Origin of the sequence: Rhizobium sp. YS-1r (genome assembly GCF_000757525.1) — a bacterium.
Classification (GTDB): domain Bacteria; phylum Pseudomonadota; class Alphaproteobacteria; order Rhizobiales; family Rhizobiaceae; genus Neorhizobium; species Neorhizobium petrolearium.
Map to the genome: position 1 here is coordinate 546,366 of NZ_JPYQ01000001.1, position 16,904 is coordinate 563,269.

At 60.9% G+C, this 16,904-nt stretch carries 14 protein-coding genes; 11 read left to right on the forward strand and 3 right to left on the reverse strand.

Annotation, left to right across the window (positions count from 1 at the left end; translation table 11 throughout):
• Positions 1-30: 30 nt before the first annotated feature.
• The 3 genes from JL39_RS02540 to JL39_RS02550 form a co-directional block, all read right to left on the reverse strand.
• On the reverse strand, positions 31-1,260 hold the full coding sequence (locus tag JL39_RS02540; RefSeq protein ID WP_152601007.1) for a mandelate racemase/muconate lactonizing enzyme family protein: 1,230 nt from the start codon (positions 1,258-1,260) through the stop codon (positions 31-33).
• Between the two features lie 183 nt (positions 1,261-1,443).
• Entirely contained in the window at positions 1,444-2,790 is a 1,347-nt protein-coding gene (locus tag JL39_RS02545; RefSeq protein ID WP_052182622.1) for a sugar ABC transporter substrate-binding protein, read from the reverse strand.
• 312 nt (positions 2,791-3,102) lie between these two features.
• The gene (locus JL39_RS02550; protein WP_052182600.1) at positions 3,103-4,026 is read right to left on the reverse strand and encodes a LysR substrate-binding domain-containing protein; all 924 of its coding nucleotides are present in this window, start codon (positions 4,024-4,026) and stop codon (positions 3,103-3,105) included.
• 136 nt (positions 4,027-4,162) lie between these two features.
• On the opposite strand from JL39_RS02550, the gene JL39_RS02555 reads away from it, so the two are divergent.
• From JL39_RS02555 to JL39_RS02605, 11 genes are all read left to right on the forward strand, one after another.
• Positions 4,163-5,713: an ABC transporter substrate-binding protein gene (locus JL39_RS02555; protein ID WP_037145730.1), complete on the forward strand. Its 1,551-nt coding sequence runs from the start codon at positions 4,163-4,165 to the stop codon at positions 5,711-5,713.
• A 21-nt stretch (positions 5,714-5,734) separates the two neighbouring features.
• Positions 5,735-6,616: a dihydrodipicolinate synthase family protein gene (locus JL39_RS02560; protein ID WP_037145732.1), complete on the forward strand. Its 882-nt coding sequence runs from the start codon at positions 5,735-5,737 to the stop codon at positions 6,614-6,616.
• A 39-nt stretch (positions 6,617-6,655) separates the two neighbouring features.
• Positions 6,656-7,615 (forward strand): nucleoside hydrolase, encoded by a 960-nt coding sequence (locus tag JL39_RS02565; RefSeq protein WP_037145734.1) that lies wholly within the window; start codon positions 6,656-6,658, stop codon positions 7,613-7,615.
• The gene (locus tag JL39_RS02570) at positions 7,612-8,586 is read left to right on the forward strand and encodes a nucleoside hydrolase (RefSeq protein WP_037145736.1); all 975 of its coding nucleotides are present in this window, start codon (positions 7,612-7,614) and stop codon (positions 8,584-8,586) included. The genes JL39_RS02565 and JL39_RS02570 overlap by 4 nt, the downstream gene beginning before the upstream one ends.
• A 4-nt stretch (positions 8,587-8,590) precedes the next feature.
• Positions 8,591-9,565, forward strand: a complete 975-nt coding sequence (locus JL39_RS02575) for an ABC transporter permease (protein ID WP_037145738.1) — start codon at positions 8,591-8,593, stop codon at positions 9,563-9,565.
• Complete coding sequence (locus JL39_RS02580) at positions 9,565-10,497, forward strand: ABC transporter permease (RefSeq protein ID WP_037145739.1); 933 nt, start codon at positions 9,565-9,567, stop codon at positions 10,495-10,497. Before JL39_RS02575 ends, JL39_RS02580 begins: the two co-directional genes overlap by 1 nt.
• A 3-nt stretch (positions 10,498-10,500) precedes the next feature.
• Entirely contained in the window at positions 10,501-12,306 is a 1,806-nt protein-coding gene (locus tag JL39_RS02585) for an ABC transporter ATP-binding protein (RefSeq protein ID WP_037145741.1), read from the forward strand.
• A gap of 422 nt (positions 12,307-12,728) precedes the next feature.
• A complete protein-coding gene (locus JL39_RS02590; protein WP_052182601.1) occupies positions 12,729-13,487 on the forward strand; it encodes an IclR family transcriptional regulator in 759 nt (252 codons plus the stop codon).
• Positions 13,488-13,492: 5 nt separating this feature from the next.
• On the forward strand, positions 13,493-15,202 hold the full coding sequence (locus tag JL39_RS02595) for a hypothetical protein (RefSeq protein ID WP_037145743.1): 1,710 nt from the start codon (positions 13,493-13,495) through the stop codon (positions 15,200-15,202).
• Positions 15,199-15,921, forward strand: a complete 723-nt coding sequence (locus JL39_RS02600) for a hypothetical protein (protein ID WP_037145745.1) — start codon at positions 15,199-15,201, stop codon at positions 15,919-15,921. Before JL39_RS02595 ends, JL39_RS02600 begins: the two co-directional genes overlap by 4 nt.
• The gene (locus tag JL39_RS02605) at positions 15,918-16,889 is read left to right on the forward strand and encodes a membrane dipeptidase (protein WP_037145747.1); all 972 of its coding nucleotides are present in this window, start codon (positions 15,918-15,920) and stop codon (positions 16,887-16,889) included. The genes JL39_RS02600 and JL39_RS02605 overlap by 4 nt, the downstream gene beginning before the upstream one ends.
• Positions 16,890-16,904: the final 15 nt, after the last annotated feature.

Below are 16,904 nucleotides of genomic sequence, written 5' to 3' on the forward strand. Positions count from 1 at the left end.
TGCGCCTCCCGCCGCTCGCCCGCTAAACCATCATATCGAAAGCTTCGACGGCTCGGTACGCTTCCACATGCCGGCAGCCGGGATAGGGGGATATTTCGCAAGCATCTCTTCGATGGGCTCCGTGCCCCAGCCTGGACGGTCGGGGAGGATGAGATGGCCGTCCTTGTATTCCGGAACATGGGTGAAGAGTTCATGGTCCCAGGCGACGCGGTCGATATCGGTCTCCATGATCGTGAGATTGGGTACTGCCGCGCAGAAATGCGCATTCATCATCGTGCAGAGGTGGCCATAGAAATTGTGGCAAGCAACATTGGTCTCGTAGGCTTCCGCCGCGGCCGCGATCTTCATCGACTGCCAGACGCCGTTCCACGGGGTATCGATGATGGCGACGTCGATTGCGCCTTCGCGGAAGAACGGCAGGAACTGTTGGAGACCGATCAACGTCTCGCAGGAAGCGATAGGGTGCCGGCTCTGGGAACGGATATAGGCGAGCGCCTTCGGGTCCAGCGTGTCGATCTCTACCCAGAACAGGTCGAGATCGGCGATTTCACGCAGGATCTTCACGTATCCATCGGTCTTGGCGTTAAAATTGAGGTCGAGCAACATGTCGACGTCGGGACCGGCTTCCGCGCGCATGACCTCGAGATGCCGACGCAAATCCTTGAGCGTCTTACGCTCGACGTTGCGGCTCGTCTCATAGGGACGGCCGAAGCCTGGCGACCAGCCTTCGATGCGATCCCGCGCATCATAATGGAAGATGTTGGTCTTAAGGGCGGTGAAACCTTTTTCGCCGACCTCGCGGGCAATCTGCTTCACGCCGGATATGTCCGTGATGCCGGGCGAATAATGCTGTGTGCGGGTGCGGTAGGATACGCAATGGGACCAATAGACCCGGATCTTGTCGCGCACCTTGCCGCCGAGCAGGACATGGCAGGGCACCTCTAGCGCCTTGGCCTTGATATCGAGAAGCGCGTTCTCGATCGCACCGAGCGCCTGACCGACTACGCCGCCGGAACCCGGCCGAGTGACATTGCGCAGATCCTCGCGGATATGCTCGTGATGCATCGCGCTCTTGCCGATCATGCGACCGGAGATTTCGTTGATCACCGCCGATACCGCGGGCGAGCCGAAATATTCATCGAATTCGCTCCAGCCGACGATCCCGTCTTCAGTCGTGATCTTCAGGAAATGGTAGTTGCGCCAGGAGTTGCTGCAGGACAGGGTCCTGACTTCGCTTACAATCGCTTTCGTTGGCATCATGTTCCTCGGTCAGTTCGGGTGCGGCAGGTGCCGCCCGGATAGGCGATGCCGGAAGCATCGACACAGGATTGGCTGTCCGGTCCGCAAGGCGGGCCGGTCTGCCTGGAAATACGGCCGTCAGGCGTTTCACCGGCGGCGAATGCATGGGTGCTGGGGCAGCACCCATGCGGTAGGGCCCGGTTCCTATTTGAGGACCTTGGCAATCTTGCCGGCAGCCGTTTTCAAGGCTTCCTCGGGAGAGGCCTGTCCGGCAAGGCCGCGGGCGATCTCGTCCGCCAGGATCTGCTGCGCCGCATCCGATTTCGGGTTGCGGATGCGCCACATCTTGCCTGTGGCGGCGACGTCATAGGCGTTCTGGAGGGTCTTGTAGATCGGCTTCAGCCACGCCTCGGACGGCTCGCTCGCCAGTGTGGACTTGCGCGCGGGGAAGGAGCCGACCATCGAGGCATTGATGCTTTCGCCCTGCTTTGAGGTCAGCCACTGGACGAAGGCCCAGGATGCATCGAGCTTCTCCGTCTTGCTGCTGACGCCGGCGATCCAGATGCCACGGTGCGTGCCGGCACTGGTACTGCCGACCGGCAGGACCTGCACGCCGACATCCTCCACCGTAAGCGTGGTCGACTGCTTGTCGACGGCGGTCGCCTTGTAGACGCTACCCCAGGTGATCATGTTGGCGACGATACCCTGGCGGAAGGCCTGAAGTGACTCCGAGAAGCCGTGGCCCAGCGCGCCGGGTGGTGCGAACTCCAGCAGGCGCTTGTGCATTTCCAGCGACTTGGATCCAACCTGGTTGGCGAAAGCCGGGGCACCGGATGCATCCAGCAGCGCGCCGCCGTTCGAGTTGAGGATCGACTGCCAGATTGTCGGGGTCAGCGGTTCGCGTACGAAATAGGTGTCAATCGCCCAGGAGTCCGGCTTACCGTCGCCATTGGTATCCTGAACCAGCTTCGGCGCGTTGGCGAAGAACTGGTCCCAGGTGATCTGTGGCGTCGGTTCCGGCACGCCGGCCTTTTCGTAGAGCGCGCGGTTATAGAACATCAGCAGCATGTTGGAACGGACCGGCACTGCATATTGCTTTCCGTTCCACTCGCCGGCCGCCAGCGGTGCGGCATTGAAGTCGTCCCAGTCGTAGCCCTTGTCGGTCATGGCCGAGATCTCGTCGCTCTTGAGATCTTTCAGCGCCCCGATCTGCGCGAGTTGCGGCACCCAAGGATCATCCGCCAGAAGAATGTCGTATTCCGGCTGCGGGCTGGTGGCGTCGAGCATCATCTTGGCCAGCAGCTCGGTATAGGGCACGCCGTCGATGCGTACCTTCACGTTCGGAAACGCCTTGTTGAATTCCGGAACGAGGATCGTCTGCCAGCTGTTGGCGAAGGCCTCGTTGGCCATGATCTTCACTTCGACCGGATTACCTGTTGCGCCCAGCCCGCCTTCCGCATTTGCGGCAGCAAGGGGCATAGCCGCCAGGATCAGCGATCCGGCCACGCCCTTAAGGACAAATCTCCTCCCCGCGCTTGTCTTCTTTTCCATGCCTTCCACGATTTCCTCCCTTGTCGTGCTCTGCATTCCATATTCTATAGAATATTGAAAAAGACATCGTCAAGTGGGAGGATTGCCTTGGCCATGAACAATACCGATCAGTCTCGCGCTGTGATCTCCGGCTCAGCGGAATTGGATCGGTTGGTCCTGTTGATCGCGGGGCTGGTTGGAAGGCCGATGAGGCGTGGAGTTTCGAACACAATGCCCGGCCCGTAGGCAGGAGAGGATGTGCATCCGATGAGGTGGTGGCATGATCGCTGCGACCAGAGAGGCAGATAACCGTGCCTCAGGCCCCAGTTACTTTCATGTGGGAGGGTTAAACATAGGGTCAACCGGGTTGTTGAAGGGCCGCTCCATCAGTTCGCGCACCCGTTTCACTATATCATCCAGCACGGGAATGCGCTGACCACCTGAAGGACGGATCGCGAAATAGGAGACGTCGATTCTCGGCTCGAACGGGATGGCGACGACTTTGGCCCCCGCGGAGTGAAGGCTCGTACGGTCGACGATGCCTATCCCTATTCCGGATGCTGCGAAATGGCAGCAGTTCAGCATGGAGGTTTCCATCGTGCTTGCCGGCTGGTGGTCTTCCCTGGAAAACGCGCGGTCCAGCGCGAGCCTCAATGGAGAATTGCGGCCCGGGATCAGGACGCGTTCGTCCATAAGGTCGGCGGGCGTGATGATTTTCCGCGAGGCCAGCCGGTGGTCTGGCGCCATTGCGGCGACAGCAGAGGAGCCGTGCAGCAGGACCGCATTCTTGTCCGCCATGCGAGGGGAGCTGAAGACGAAGCCGAGATCATAGCGGTTCTTGTCGACCATGTCCCAAATATGCCGGCTGTTCTCGACATCGATCACCAGCGGGATGTCCAGGCGGTTTCCCACGACGTTGATGATTGCCTGATGCAGGTAGGGCCGGACCAGCGAGGTGACGCTTGCGATCCTGAGCACGATGTTCTTGTGTCGGCGGATATCGTCAGCCGCCTGGGCGATCTGGTCTAGGCCGAGATAAAGCCGCTCGACCTCGCGGAAGAGCTGGGTTGCCTCGGCAGTTGGTACGAGCCGTGCCCCGACCCGTTCGAATAACGTGATCTGGACGATTTCCTCCAGATCGCGGATGAGGCGGCTGACGGCAGGCTGCGTCACGTTCATGGCGTCGGCGGCCACGGTGATGCCGCCGGTCATCATTACGCTCCTGAAAGCTTCGACCTGTCGTGGTTTCAATCGCATGTGCATACCTTTCCCATAACATTAGGGCATGAACTGAACACGAAATGCAATTTTTCTTTTGCTTGCGGACGCTTTAACTGCGTTTCCAATCCGCAGGGAGAGTGCGGATTTCGGAAACACCCGGAGGAGCTCCAACATGAAATTCCTTACGATCGCAGCCGCATTGGCAGCGTCTGTTTTTGCCGTCCCGTTTGCAGGCCGTGCCGCAGACCTGACGGTCGGATTGGCAGCATCGACCACGTCCATGGATCCGCAGTTCTACGTCGTCGGCCCGAACAGCGCGATGGCGCGCAATATCTTCGACGGCCTCGTCAATCAGGATGCGAAACAGCAGATCCAGCCGGCGCTTGCCACGTCATGGAAAACGATCGACGACACGACCTGGGAGTTCAAGCTGCGCCCGGACGTCAAGTTTCACGACGGCAGCGACTTCACTGCCGAGGACGTCGTTGCCAGCATCAAGCGCGTCCCTCTGGCTTCCAAGAACAGCCCGAGTTCGTTTGCCGCCTATGTGAAGGCGATCACCGAGATCACCGCCGTCGATCCGCTGACGGTCCGCATCAAGACCGATGGCCCGACGCCGCTTCTACTCAACAACCTGAGCCGCATCGCCATCCTGCCGGCCGAGATGGAAAAGACGACAACGGAGGAGATGAATTCCGGCAAGGGCGTCATCGGCACCGGCCCGTTCAAATTCGTCTCCTGGACGCCGGACGACAATATCGTCGTCGCGCGCAACGACGATTACTGGGGCGAGAAGGCGGCCTGGGACAAGGTGACGTTCCGGGTGTTCAAGAATGCCAGCGCCCGTGTTGCCGCCATGCTTTCCGGCGATGTCGATATGATCGAAAGCATTCCGACCGCCGACACGCGCAAGCTCCAGGCATCCGACAAGCTGAAAGTCGTCAATGTCGCCGGCAACCGGATCATGTACCTGCACATGGACCAGGGCCGCGAGGAATCGCCTTTCACAAAAGGGCCTGACGGTAAGAACCCGCTTTTGAAGCCGGAAGTGCGCCGCGCGCTCTCGTTGTCGATCAACCGCGAAGCGCTGGTCGACCGCATCATGGACGGGCAGGGGGTGCCGGCCGGTCAGGTCGTTCCGGAAGGCTATTTCGGCTATGACCCCGCCATCAAGGTCGACCCCTACGACCCAAACAAGGCCAAGCAGCTTTTGGCCGATGCCGGTTATCCGGACGGCTTTTCGCTGACCTTCCACGCCTCCAACGACCGCTATCCGAACGATTCCAAGGTCGCGCAAGCGATTGGCCAGTTCTTCAGCCGCATCGGCATCAAGACGGAAGTCGTGACGCTGCCGGGCAGCGTCTACTTCACCCGCGCTTCCAATCTGGAGTTCAGCTTCATCATGGGCGGCGCCGCGGTCGAAACCGGCGAAGCCTCCGGCGTGCTCGGCCCCATTCTCGAAACCTACGGCGAGAAGGCCGGCCAGGGAAATCGTGGCCGTTACTCCAATCCTGAGTTCGACAAGGCGCTGAACGAGGCTCGCGGCACGCTGGACGATGCCAAGCGGGAAGAGCTTCTGAAGAAGGCGACCGAGATCGCCATGACCGACCTTGGCGTCATCCCGGTCTTTTATCTCGCCAATACGTGGGCGGTTAATAAGGACCTTTCCTATGAGGGCCGTTCGGATGGCTACACGCTTCCTTATTACGTGAAGCAGAACTGACCGCGGCAGAGGCGATCCATCATGTCTTTCGGCGGCGTTTTTCCCTACCTTGTTTCGCCCATCGACCAGTCGGGTGCGGTCATGGAGGGCGTGCTGACCGACCTGGTGGATCACCTGATCGGACAGGGCGTCCATGGCCTGACGCCACTCGGCAGCACCGGTGAATTTGCCTATCTCTCCCAAGAGCAGCGGCGCCACGTCGTCGGCACGGTGATCTCGGCCAATCGCGGTCGGGTTCCCGTCGTCGCCGGCGTGGCGTCTACGTCGACCAGCGATGCCGTCGCGCAGACGGAATACATGGTCGAGGCGGGCGCTGACGGCATACTGGCTATTCTCGAAGCCTATTTCCCGATCAGCGACGAGGGCGTCGAAGCCTATTTTACGGCGATCGCCAAGGCGGCCAAGGGGCGGCCGGTCGTGCTCTATACCAATCCGCAATTCCAGCGCTCGGACCTAACCCTACCGGTCATCGAGCGGCTGAGCCATGTCGAGAACATCCGCTATATCAAGGATGCCTCGACGAATACGGGGCGTCTTCTCTCCATCATCGAGCGGACCCGCGGCCGGATGGAGGTGTTTGCCGCCTCCGCACATATTCCGGCCTGCGTGATGATGATCGGTGGAGTCGGCTGGATGGCCGGTCCCGCCTGTGTCGTGCCGCAGCAGAGCATTGCACTTTATGAAACTGCGAAGGCGGGAAACTGGGCCAAAGCCATGGAACTGCAGCGCCCGCTTTGGCGCGTCAACGAGCTATTCGCGAAATATTCGATCGCCGCCTGCATCAAGACGGCGCTCGAACTCCAGGGTTTTCCGGTTGGCGCGCCGATGGCGCCACAGATGCCGCTCGGCGAGGCGGCCCGTGCCGAGATCGGTGCGGTTCTGCGTGATGTCGGCGCGCTCTGAGCGCCGGCATGCGACTGACAATTCAAAGGCAATTTCGAAATGACTCCCATTCCGATCATCGTTGACTGCGATCCGGGGATCGACGATACGATCGCGCTCCTGACCGCTTTCGTTTCACCGGAACTCGATATCCTGGGCATCACGCCCGTTTGCGGCAACCAGCCGCTGGAACGCACCGTGCGGAATGCCCTTCAGGTCTGCGAACTCGGACGAAGAACGGAGATCCCGGTCTATGCCGGCTGTTTCCGCCCCATGTTTCGCGAGCCGATCTACGGCCAGTTCCATGGCCAGACCGGGCTTGGGAATACGGTGCTGCCGGATCCGGTGAAGGCGGTCGAAAAGAAGTCCGCCGTCGATTTTCTGATCGACACGCTGGTTGCCGCAGCAGCCCTGCGGAAGCGCATCACCATCTGTTGCCTCGGACCGATGACCAATGTCGCGGTGGCGTTGCGGATGAGCCCGCAGATCGCCGAGGGCATCGAGCGCATCGTCATGATGGGTGGCGCCTATCGCGAGCCCGGCAACCGGACGATGACGGCGGAATTCAACGTGCTGGCCGATCCGCATGCCGCGCATGTCGTCTTTTCGAGCGGCATCCCGATCGTCGCGCTGGCGCTCGATGCGACCCATCAGGTGATGCTCAAGCCGGAGCACGTCGCGCAGTTCTCGAGTGTCAGCGGCCGTATCTCCGAAACGCTTGCGGAGCTGATGGCGTTCTGGGACCGCAACGACGTGCGCCGTTACGGCTCGCGCGGCGGTCCGCTCCATGACCCGCTGGTGATCGCCTATCTGCTGGCGCCGCACCTCTTTAAGACCGAGCGCGCCCGTGTGTTCGTCGAGCACGAAAGCGAGCTGTGCATGGGCCAGACCGTTGCCGACTGGTACGGCAAGAGTGGCCAGGAGCCCAATGCGGACATCGTCACCAGGGTCGATGCGGAAGGCGTGATCGCCTTCTTCCTGGAGCGTCTATCACGTTATGCCGAAAAGGCCGTCGCATGAGCCGCACCCGGATCATCATCGATGCGGACCCCGGCGTTGACGATGCGGCGGCCATCCTCATGGCACTGGCATCGCCGGAGATCGACGTGCTCGGCCTGTCGATCGTTGCCGGAAACGTCCCGTTGAAGGATACGGTGACCAATGCCTGCAAGATTGTCGGCGTATCGGGACGCATCGATGTGCCGGTTTATGCGGGCGCTGCAGGTCCGCTGGTTCGCGATCAGGTCTTCGGCAAATATGCCAGGATCGGTGCGTTTAGCGATGAACTCGTCGCCCGCAGCAGTATCGTCCCTTCGGACGCACATGCGGTGCAGTTCATCGCGAGGTCGGCACGCGAAGCGGCGGAGGCCGGTGATCCGATCACAATCTGCGCGATGGGACCGATGACGAATATCGCGCTCGCCCTGATCCAGCATCCGGACGTGGCGCGCGGAATCCGCCAGATCGTCTCCATGGGAGGCGCATTCACGGCGCTCGGTCACCGCACGCCATGGGCCGAATTCAACATCTACGCAGATCCCCACGCGGCCGAAATCGTCTATCGTTCCGGCGTCCCGATCGTGGTGATGCCGCTCGACATGACCTTCCAGGCCCTGTTCACGGCACAGCATTTCGAGAGCTTTCGAGACAGGGGCGGCCGCGCGGGCGGCGCGCTCTACAATCTCTTCTCGGCCTTCGATCGCAGCGATATCGAGCGCTTCGGCCGCTTGGGCGGGCCTATTCATGACGCGACGACGATCGCGTGGCTGATCAAGCCTGAACTTTTCACGAGCCTCAGGGCTACCGTCGGCACCCAGGTAACCGGCCTCACGTTGGGTTATACCTATGCCGATTTTAACCAAAAGATGGGCTATGCCCCGAACGCCACCGTGGTGACTGACGTCGACGAGGCCGGGTTCATCAATCTGCTGATCGAGCGCATCTCGCTTTACGGAAGTGTCGCGCCCGGTCCCAAATTACCGGGAGGTTGAATCTATGAGCGGTTATCTTTTAAGCCGATCGATCCAAACGGTTCTGACGCTATTCGTGATGTCGGTCCTGGTCTTCGTAGGCCTCTATCTCGTCGGCAATCCGGTCGACGTCCTGCTCAGTCCGACCGCCACGCCGACCGAGCGCCTGCAGGTCATCCAGTCGTTCGGCCTCGACAAGCCGGTCTGGGAACAATACTGGCTATTCCTGACCCGCGCGCTCTCCGGCGATCTCGGCAATTCGTTCGTCTTCAACCAGCCGGCGCTGACGCTGATCCTTAACCGTATGCCGGCGACGTTGGAGCTTGCCTTTGTCGCTCTGGTGATCGGGCTTGTTTTCGGCATTCCACTCGGCGTCTATGCCGGCCTGAAGCCAAAAAGTCTCGTTTCCAGGTCGGTCATGACCTTCTCGATCCTCGGTTTCAGCCTGCCGACCTTCTGGATCGGCCTCGTGATGGTCATGCTGTTCAGCGTCAAGCTCGGCTGGCTGCCGTCATCCGGGCGAGGTGATACGGTGTCGGTTTTCGGCGTCCCCATCAGCCTCTTCACGCTGGATGGCCTGTCCCATCTTCTTCTGCCGGCGCTGAACCTTGCACTGTTCAAGATATCGCTGATCATCCGCCTGACCCGCGCCGGTGTGCTGGAGACGATGCAGCTCGACTTCGTGCGTTTCGCCCGCGCCAAGGGCCTGCCGGAACGTCACATCGTTCTCGTCCACGTGCTGAAGAACACGCTCATTCCGCTGATCACCGTGATCGGCCTGGAACTCGGTTCGCTGATCGCCTTCGCCGTCGTTACCGAAACCATCTTCGCCTGGCCGGGCATGGGCAAGCTGATCATCGACGCCATCGCCGTCCTCGATCGGCCCGTCATCCTCGCCTACCTGATGATCACGGTCGTGATGTTCAGCGTCATCAACCTTTTCGTCGACATCCTCTATTCGGTCGTCGACCCGCGCGTTCGTCTTGAAGGGAATTCGTGATGAGCCAGGACACAAACGCCGCAAGCTCGGTACATGTCGGCAGCGGTCAGGCGCACCGCTCGCGGTCGCCGTTCCGCCAGACGATTTCCGCCCTTCTGAACGACAGGCTGGCGCTCGCCGGCATCCTTCTGGTGCTGGTCTTCATTCTCGCCGCAGTCTTCGCGCCGGTAATCGCACCGCAGAATCCCTACGATCTGTCACAGCTCGATATTCTCGACGGCCGGCTGCCGCCGGGCTCTGCGAGCATGAGCGGCATGGTCTATCTGATCGGCACCGACGACCAGGGCCGTGACCTCCTGAGCGCCATCCTCTATGGCTTGCGCACCAGTATCCTTGTGGGCATCTCCAGCGCAGCGATCGCACTGGTGATTGGCGCCTCGATCGGCCTTGTCAGCGCCTACGCCGGCGGCAGGCTCGATTCCTTCCTGATGCGCGTCGTCGATATCCAGCTCAGCTTCCCCGCGATCCTGATCGCCCTGATCTTCCTTGCCATCCTGGGACAGGGCGTCGATAAGATCATCCTGGCGCTGATCGTCACCCAGTGGGCCTATTATGCCCGCACGATCCGCGGCTCGGCACTGGTGGAACGCAAGCGCGCCTATGTCGATGCCGCCCGCTCGATGGCGCTTCCCGACCGGCGCATTCTCTTCCGGCATATCCTGCCGAACTGCCTGCCGCCGCTGATCGTCGTTGCGACCATGCGTGTCGCCTATGCGATCATGCTCGAGGCTACGCTTTCCTTCCTCGGCATCGGCCTGCCGGTTACCGAGCCGTCTCTCGGCCTTCTGATCTCGAACGGGTTCGAATATCTGCTGTCCGGCGACTACTGGATCAGCTTCTTTCCCGGCCTCGTCCTTCTGTTGCTCATCGTCGCGATCAACCTGATCGGCGACAGCCTGCGCGACATCCTCAATCCTCGGCGGGAGGGCTGAGCCATGTCCAATCCCATACTTTCGATTTCCAACCTCAATACCTCGTTCCGCGTCGGCGGCGAATGGCGCAACGTCGTGCGTGACGTCAGCTTCGATATCGGTCCGAGGGAGACCGTTGCCGTTGTCGGCGAGTCGGGCTCGGGTAAGAGCGTCACGGCCATGTCGATCATGCGGCTTCTGCCGCCTGGCAATTCGCGCGTGACCGGCAGGATCGACTTCGAGGGGAGAAACTTGCTCGACCTGCCGCTCGATGAGATGCAGTCGATTCGCGGCAACCGCATCGGCATGATCTTCCAAGAACCGATGACGAGCCTCAATCCGGTGTTGAAGATCGGTCAGCAGATCACCGAGGTTCTCGTTCAGCATCGCGGCATGTCCCGCGGCCAAGCTGAAGCCGAAGCGGTTCGGCTTCTCGAGAAGGTCCGTATTCCATCGGCGAAATCTCGCCTCAACGAATATCCGATGAACTTTTCCGGCGGCATGCGGCAGCGCGTGGTCATCGCGATCGCGCTCGCCTGCGATCCGAAGCTGCTGATCGCCGACGAGCCGACGACGGCGCTCGACGTCACCATCCAGGCGCAGATTCTCGAGCTCATCAAGACGTTGCAGGAAGAGGAGGGCATGTCGGTCCTCTTCATCACCCACGACATGGGCGTGGTTGCGGAAATCTCCGACCGCACCGTGGTCATGTATCGCGGCGATGCGGTGGAGACGGGAACGACGCGGGAGATTTTTGCGGGCGCCAAGCATCCTTATACGCGGGCGCTCCTTTCTGCCGTGCCGCAGCTTGGTTCGATGACAGGTCTCGATCGGCCACTGCGCTTCCCGCAGGTCGACATGGCGAGCGGCGAGATCCAGCCTGTCAAGCCGACGGCAGATACGGTGAAGCGCGATGCGGCTCCGATCCTGAAGGTCGACAACCTGGTGACGCGCTTCGACATCAAGAAGGGTTTCCTGCGCAAGACAGTCGGCCGAATTCATGCCGTCGAGGGCGTTTCCCTGCAAGTGCGGCAGGGTGAGACGTTGTCGCTGGTGGGTGAGTCCGGCTGCGGCAAGTCCACGACGGGCCGTTCGATCATCCGGCTGACGGATGCAAAGTCCGGCACGATCGAGATCGACGGCAAGAACGTGCTGGGCGCAGGCAAGTCGCAACTGGCGGACATCCGCCGGGAGGCACAGATGATCTTTCAGGATCCATTCGAAAGCCTCAATCCGCGTATCCGTGTTGGTGATGCGATTGCAGAGCCGATCGTCACGCATGGGCTTGCCAATGCCACCGAGGCGAAGGAGCGGGTGGGCGAGCTACTCGAACGCGTCGGGCTTTCAGCCTCGATGGCGGACCGTTTCCCGCATGAGTTCTCCGGCGGCCAGCGCCAGCGCGTCTGCATCGCCCGCGCACTCGCCCTCGAACCGAAGTTGATCATCGCCGACGAATCCGTTTCGGCTCTCGATGTGTCGGTCAAGGCGCAGGTCATCAACCTGATGCTCGACCTGCAGGAGAAATACGGCCTCGGCTATCTCTTCATCAGCCACGACATGGCAGTGGTGGAAAGGATCAGCCATCGCGTCGCGGTTATGTATCTCGGCGAGATCGTCGAAATCGGCCCACGGCAAGCCGTCTTCGAAAATCCGCAGCACGATTACACGAAGCGCCTGATGGCAGCCGTACCGATCGCCGACCCCGCTCGCCGGCAGACGCGACGGATCTCGAACGACGAAATCAGGAGCCCGTTCCGCGCGGCCGACTACGTGCCGCCGCAGCGCCGCTACCTGGAAGCGGGCGACGGCCATCTCTTCCTGGTTGCATAATAGAAGCGCATTCGGTGACGCGCCTGAAAGATCAGGCGGGAATCTCGACCTCGACATCGGTTGGAGCGGCGGCTTCACCTTTGCCGCCTTTTCCCGGAAATTTCTACCGGCCGTTCTGTGCTGGTGGGGTTTTGCGCAGGGTTTCGCGTGTTGCCTCAGCCTCGCCAGGCTGGTTGTCGAGGGTGGCAAGACGGAGTCGGGCCTTCATCACCAGGGATGCTTACCCGCCCATAATGCTCTTATTGGTTGTTCACTGCGTCGCGTTGCGCCTCAGCACAGTTTGCCTGCGGGTGAAGCTGACGAAAATCAAGAAAAACTTTCCAGATATTTGAATGGCTTAAGGGCTGGAGAGGTCAAAATGCCCCCTCGTCGCTGTCAGGTGCAGTTGACAGCGATCAAATCCGACGTTCAATATATTTGTTATGGATACAGTATATTCAAATAGAATACAAGAGGAAGAGGGCGGCGTCAGACCTCTGTCCACGGTTCTCAAGACGATGGCCGTGCTGGACGTGCTTGCCGCAAGCCCGCGAGGAATGAAGCTGCCGGAGGTTGCCGCGGCCATGGAACTGTCGCGGCCGACGGCTTACCAGCGGCTCCTGACGCTGATCGAGGCCGGCTGGGTCGAACAGGATCAGGAGATGCGCTACCGGCTCTCCATGCACGCCTGCCGGATCGCCGCTTCGGCACTGGAACAGGCCAATCTCGGCACGCGTGTCCAGCCGGTATTGGAGATGCTGGTTCACCGGGTGAAGGAAACCGCCTCGCTGGCGGTACTCGACCGGGGCCTGCCCTGCATCGTCTCGCGCGTTGAGTCCGAAAGTGTGTTGCGGGCGGAACAGAAGATCGGCACCACGATGTCGCTCGAAGGCTCGGCATCCGGGCGCATCCTCACAGCCTTTGCGGATGAGCCGACCCTCGGCCGGTTGCGCGAAAGCGGCGAGCCGCTTGCATCGGGGGAGATTCTCAGCGAGGCGCGCGAGAACGGTTATGCCCTGTCGAGCGGCTACACCCAGAGCGGCGTGACGGCGATTGCGGCGCCGATCTTCGATTTCCAGGGCAGGTGTACGTCGACCATCTCGCTGGTCATGCCCGAAACCCGTTTCGATCTCGAAACCTTCCGGGAGCCGCTCCTCGAAGCGGCGCGCACCATCACGAAAATGCAGCAGGGAGAGCGTTGACGGCGATGACCGTAACTTCTGGACAGGTGGCAGTGCGGCTGCCAAGAGCCAGTCACGAGGTGATGAAAACCTCGCGGCTGGCAGCAATGCAGCCAAGCAGGCTGAGCGGTACGCGGGCCTTCATGAACAAGATGATCCGCGAACGCTGGGATATTTCCAAAATCCGTTTCGATATCGACGGCAATGCCGAAGGCACCGTCGTCTATTCCATCAAGGCGCCGTCCCAGGAATTTTCCTTTATCGGCTTTTCCCGTCCGCCGAGCCGCGTTGCCCGCACCGGCCGGATCATCGGCCAGGCCTGGGACATGATGGGAACACTGATCGAAGGGCCGGCCAGCGAAGCAGAAATTGAGACAGCACGGCGCGAGATACCGAAGCTCTATACTGGCCGCGCCACCGCGAAAACCCTGATCTGGTGCCGGTCGAACCGTTCGATGCGCGTCTTCGATCAGACGCTCGAAGCACTTGCCGAAGGTCGCCAGCCTTCCGTCGCCGACCTTTCCAGGGTCTGCTATCTGATGCGCAATACGGGCCTCGACGGCAATGGCACGTTCGGTACGCGCTCCTTCCCCTCTCTCGGATCCCGGCATGCGCTCGGGGGCGTTCTGGAGGCCCAGCTTCTCACGGCCTACCTGATGCGGGAGTTCTCCTGCGATCTCGTCGAGCATCTGGCGGGGAAGAAATCGGAAAAGGCGGTTCTGCTTGATCCGCGGCTCCGCCGTTATATCGGTGTGGGCAATGGCTCGGCGCTGGGATTGATCTTTTTTGTGCACAAGCATCCGCGGTTGATCGATGCCTTCATCCGCGCACGCGAGGAGGCGATCGCCATGGCGCGCGGACTGAAGCTCGAGCCGCCCGATCCGCGCGTGGCGAAGCTCATCGAACTGCTCGGCCAGGCGATTGTCTTCCGTAAGCAGGACCAGATGGTCTACGAGACCTTCGCCTCGAGCGACGAGATCGCCGCCGATCTAGACAACATGGTGGAAGCACTCGAAGAGTTCCGCAGCAGCGGTACGGTACTTGGCCGAAAGGCCGATGTTCCGCTCGATATTCTGGCTTGCGAATTTGAAGCCGAGTCTGTTCCGGAAGCTTACGAGACCTTCCTGTCCTTGCTGATCGAGCTTGTGCCGGAGGAGGCGGATCGTCTGTTGAAAGCGATCCATGCGCCTGATGAACTGAATGTCTCTCCGGCAGAAACCGCAGAAAGCCTCGCTGGTCTCATCCGTAAGGAATATCAGTGGGCTCTGGACATCGATATGTCCGGTCCGGAAGCCTACGGATATGTCTGGTACAAGTCGGAGACCGCCGAGGAGCCGCGTCGCGGGGCACGCGAGGAAGTCCCCGATGCGCTCGATCTCGGCCTCGATGTCTGCGGGGAAATCCAGTCGCTTTGTGCTGATCTCGGCAAGGTCGACGGTCAGCTCAGCATCGCCCGTTTCCTGATGCAGCATCCTGAACACCGTCACATGGTTGCCCGCATACAGAGCCTCAGCGGCCTCGGCTATCACACGCCGCATGCAAACATCAATGCTGAGGAATTCGTGCCGATCGATCTCGTTCGGCTGATGAATGTCGGCTTCCACGGCATCGACAAGACCCGAGACTTCCTGAGTCGCAATCTGCGCGGCGTGCTTTATCACGGGGCGCCCACTCCCGACGATCTGCGCTCCGGCTACACCGGCACCTGGTATTATCCGGCGGAACCTGTTCTATGACCTCCTCGCATTCCAATATTTCGATGCGCGTGATGCCCCGTGAAATGCGGCTGATGTCCGAGCGCATATTCTCGCTCAGCAGCCTGCCCAAGGGCTTCTTCCTCACGGTCGGCGACTTCCCGATGTATTCCCAAAAGCTGGGGCTCGGTGGCTTCGCACTGCTTGAAGAACGTTTCGAGAGCTTCAAGTCCGCCGATCCTGCCCGCATCTCGATCACCTCCGAGGACGGCAATCGCCTCAAGCTCGATGCGGCTGGTGAACACGCGTGGTTCGTCCTTCCGGCGGCAATCGACCTTCTCGGCGAGTTGACGGCTCGCTTCGGTTCGGCGGAGTTGACGGCTGTCAACGTGGCAGACGCCGAGGAACTGGCAACCGCAGCAAGTTTCGGGGGGCGTACCGGTCTTACGATCACCGTTTCCGGCAACGTGCTCAACGCGGCTCCCGCGACTGTCACCGGTGATGTCCGGAAGGATGATCCCCTGCTCTGGGCCCTGCTTGAGGATGGGGTGCTGGTCGAGGCGGATCTCTGGTGGCGCATCTACCACCTGGCCAAACAGGCGCTGGCAACCGACAGCGTCGTTTCCCGACGTCACGCCGGACCGATGATCATCAATGAGGACGGGACGATCATCGGACGCAAGGACAATGACGACGAAACGGATGTCAGCTTCCTGGCATCCAGACTCTCCGAACGTGAAAAGGAAGGCGCTGGATCATGATCATCGACGGTTTGCAATGCGGGCATTTCGATCGCGCCGCCTTTGAAACCCTGCTCGCGGGAACTGTCGGGGGCGTCGTCAACACCTGCGGCTTCTGGGAAGGCGCGATCGAATCCATGGATTCGATCGGCCGCTGGCGCGATCTGGTCCGCGAAAACTCGGATATTGCCGAAATCGCGCTGACGGCGGACGACATCAGCCGGATTTCCGGGGAAGGCAAGCTCGCCATCATCATGGGCTTCCAGAACGCCAACCTCTTCCAGGGCCGCATCCGTTTCGTGGAGATGTTTGCAGAACTCGGCGTGCGCGTCGTTCAGCTCACCTACAACAACCAGAACGAGCTCGGTGGCTCCTGCTACGAGGTGGAAGATTCCGGCCTCGCCCGCTTCGGCAGGGAGGTCATCCGCGAAATGAATGCGGCCGGCATTCTCGTCGACTGCAGCCATGTCGGCGACCGCACGACGCTGGATGCGATCAAGGTTTCCGAAAAGCCGATCGCCGTCACCCATGCCAATGCGCAGTCGTTGTTCTTTCACAAGCGCAACAAATCTGATGACGTCATCAGGGCGCTCAGGGACACCGGCGGAGTGATCGGCTGTGCCGCCTATCGCAACATCACCGGGGATGAATACTGCGCCTCGATCGAGGCCTGGTGCACGATGGTGGCCCGCACGGTCGACATTGCCGGCATCGATTCCGTCGCGATCGGTACCGACAAGAGCCACAATTTTGCCGCCCCCGATTATGCCTGGATGCGCAAGGGCCGCTGGACCCGCGGCGAGGACTATGGCGCCAGCGCGGCGGGCAAGCCGCTCAAGGCTGCGCCGCCGGAATGGTTCCAGAAGGTCGAGGACATCAAGGTGATCCCGGATGGTCTGCGTGCCGTCGGCTTCTCGGAAGAGGAGGTCGCCAAGATCACTCACAAGAATTGGCTTCGGCTCTACGAAGCCACCTTCAGAAAACCATAAAAAGAGGAGAACTGA

Coding starts and splice junctions, on each gene's coding strand:
- JL39_RS02540 (WP_152601007.1), bottom strand. CDS start 1,260: ATGATGCCAACGAAAGCGATTGTAAGCGAAGTCAGGACCCTGTCCTGC.
- JL39_RS02545 (WP_052182622.1), bottom strand. CDS start 2,790: ATGGAAAAGAAGACAAGCGCGGGGAGGAGATTTGTCCTTAAGGGCGTG.
- JL39_RS02550 (WP_052182600.1), bottom strand. CDS start 4,026: ATGCGATTGAAACCACGACAGGTCGAAGCTTTCAGGAGCGTAATGATG.
- JL39_RS02555 (WP_037145730.1), top strand. CDS start 4,163: ATGAAATTCCTTACGATCGCAGCCGCATTGGCAGCGTCTGTTTTTGCC.
- JL39_RS02560 (WP_037145732.1), top strand. CDS start 5,735: ATGTCTTTCGGCGGCGTTTTTCCCTACCTTGTTTCGCCCATCGACCAG.
- JL39_RS02565 (WP_037145734.1), top strand. CDS start 6,656: ATGACTCCCATTCCGATCATCGTTGACTGCGATCCGGGGATCGACGAT.
- JL39_RS02570 (WP_037145736.1), top strand. CDS start 7,612: ATGAGCCGCACCCGGATCATCATCGATGCGGACCCCGGCGTTGACGAT.
- JL39_RS02575 (WP_037145738.1), top strand. CDS start 8,591: ATGAGCGGTTATCTTTTAAGCCGATCGATCCAAACGGTTCTGACGCTA.
- JL39_RS02580 (WP_037145739.1), top strand. CDS start 9,565: ATGAGCCAGGACACAAACGCCGCAAGCTCGGTACATGTCGGCAGCGGT.
- JL39_RS02585 (WP_037145741.1), top strand. CDS start 10,501: ATGTCCAATCCCATACTTTCGATTTCCAACCTCAATACCTCGTTCCGC.
- JL39_RS02590 (WP_052182601.1), top strand. CDS start 12,729: ATGGATACAGTATATTCAAATAGAATACAAGAGGAAGAGGGCGGCGTC.
- JL39_RS02595 (WP_037145743.1), top strand. CDS start 13,493: ATGACCGTAACTTCTGGACAGGTGGCAGTGCGGCTGCCAAGAGCCAGT.
- JL39_RS02600 (WP_037145745.1), top strand. CDS start 15,199: ATGACCTCCTCGCATTCCAATATTTCGATGCGCGTGATGCCCCGTGAA.
- JL39_RS02605 (WP_037145747.1), top strand. CDS start 15,918: ATGATCATCGACGGTTTGCAATGCGGGCATTTCGATCGCGCCGCCTTT.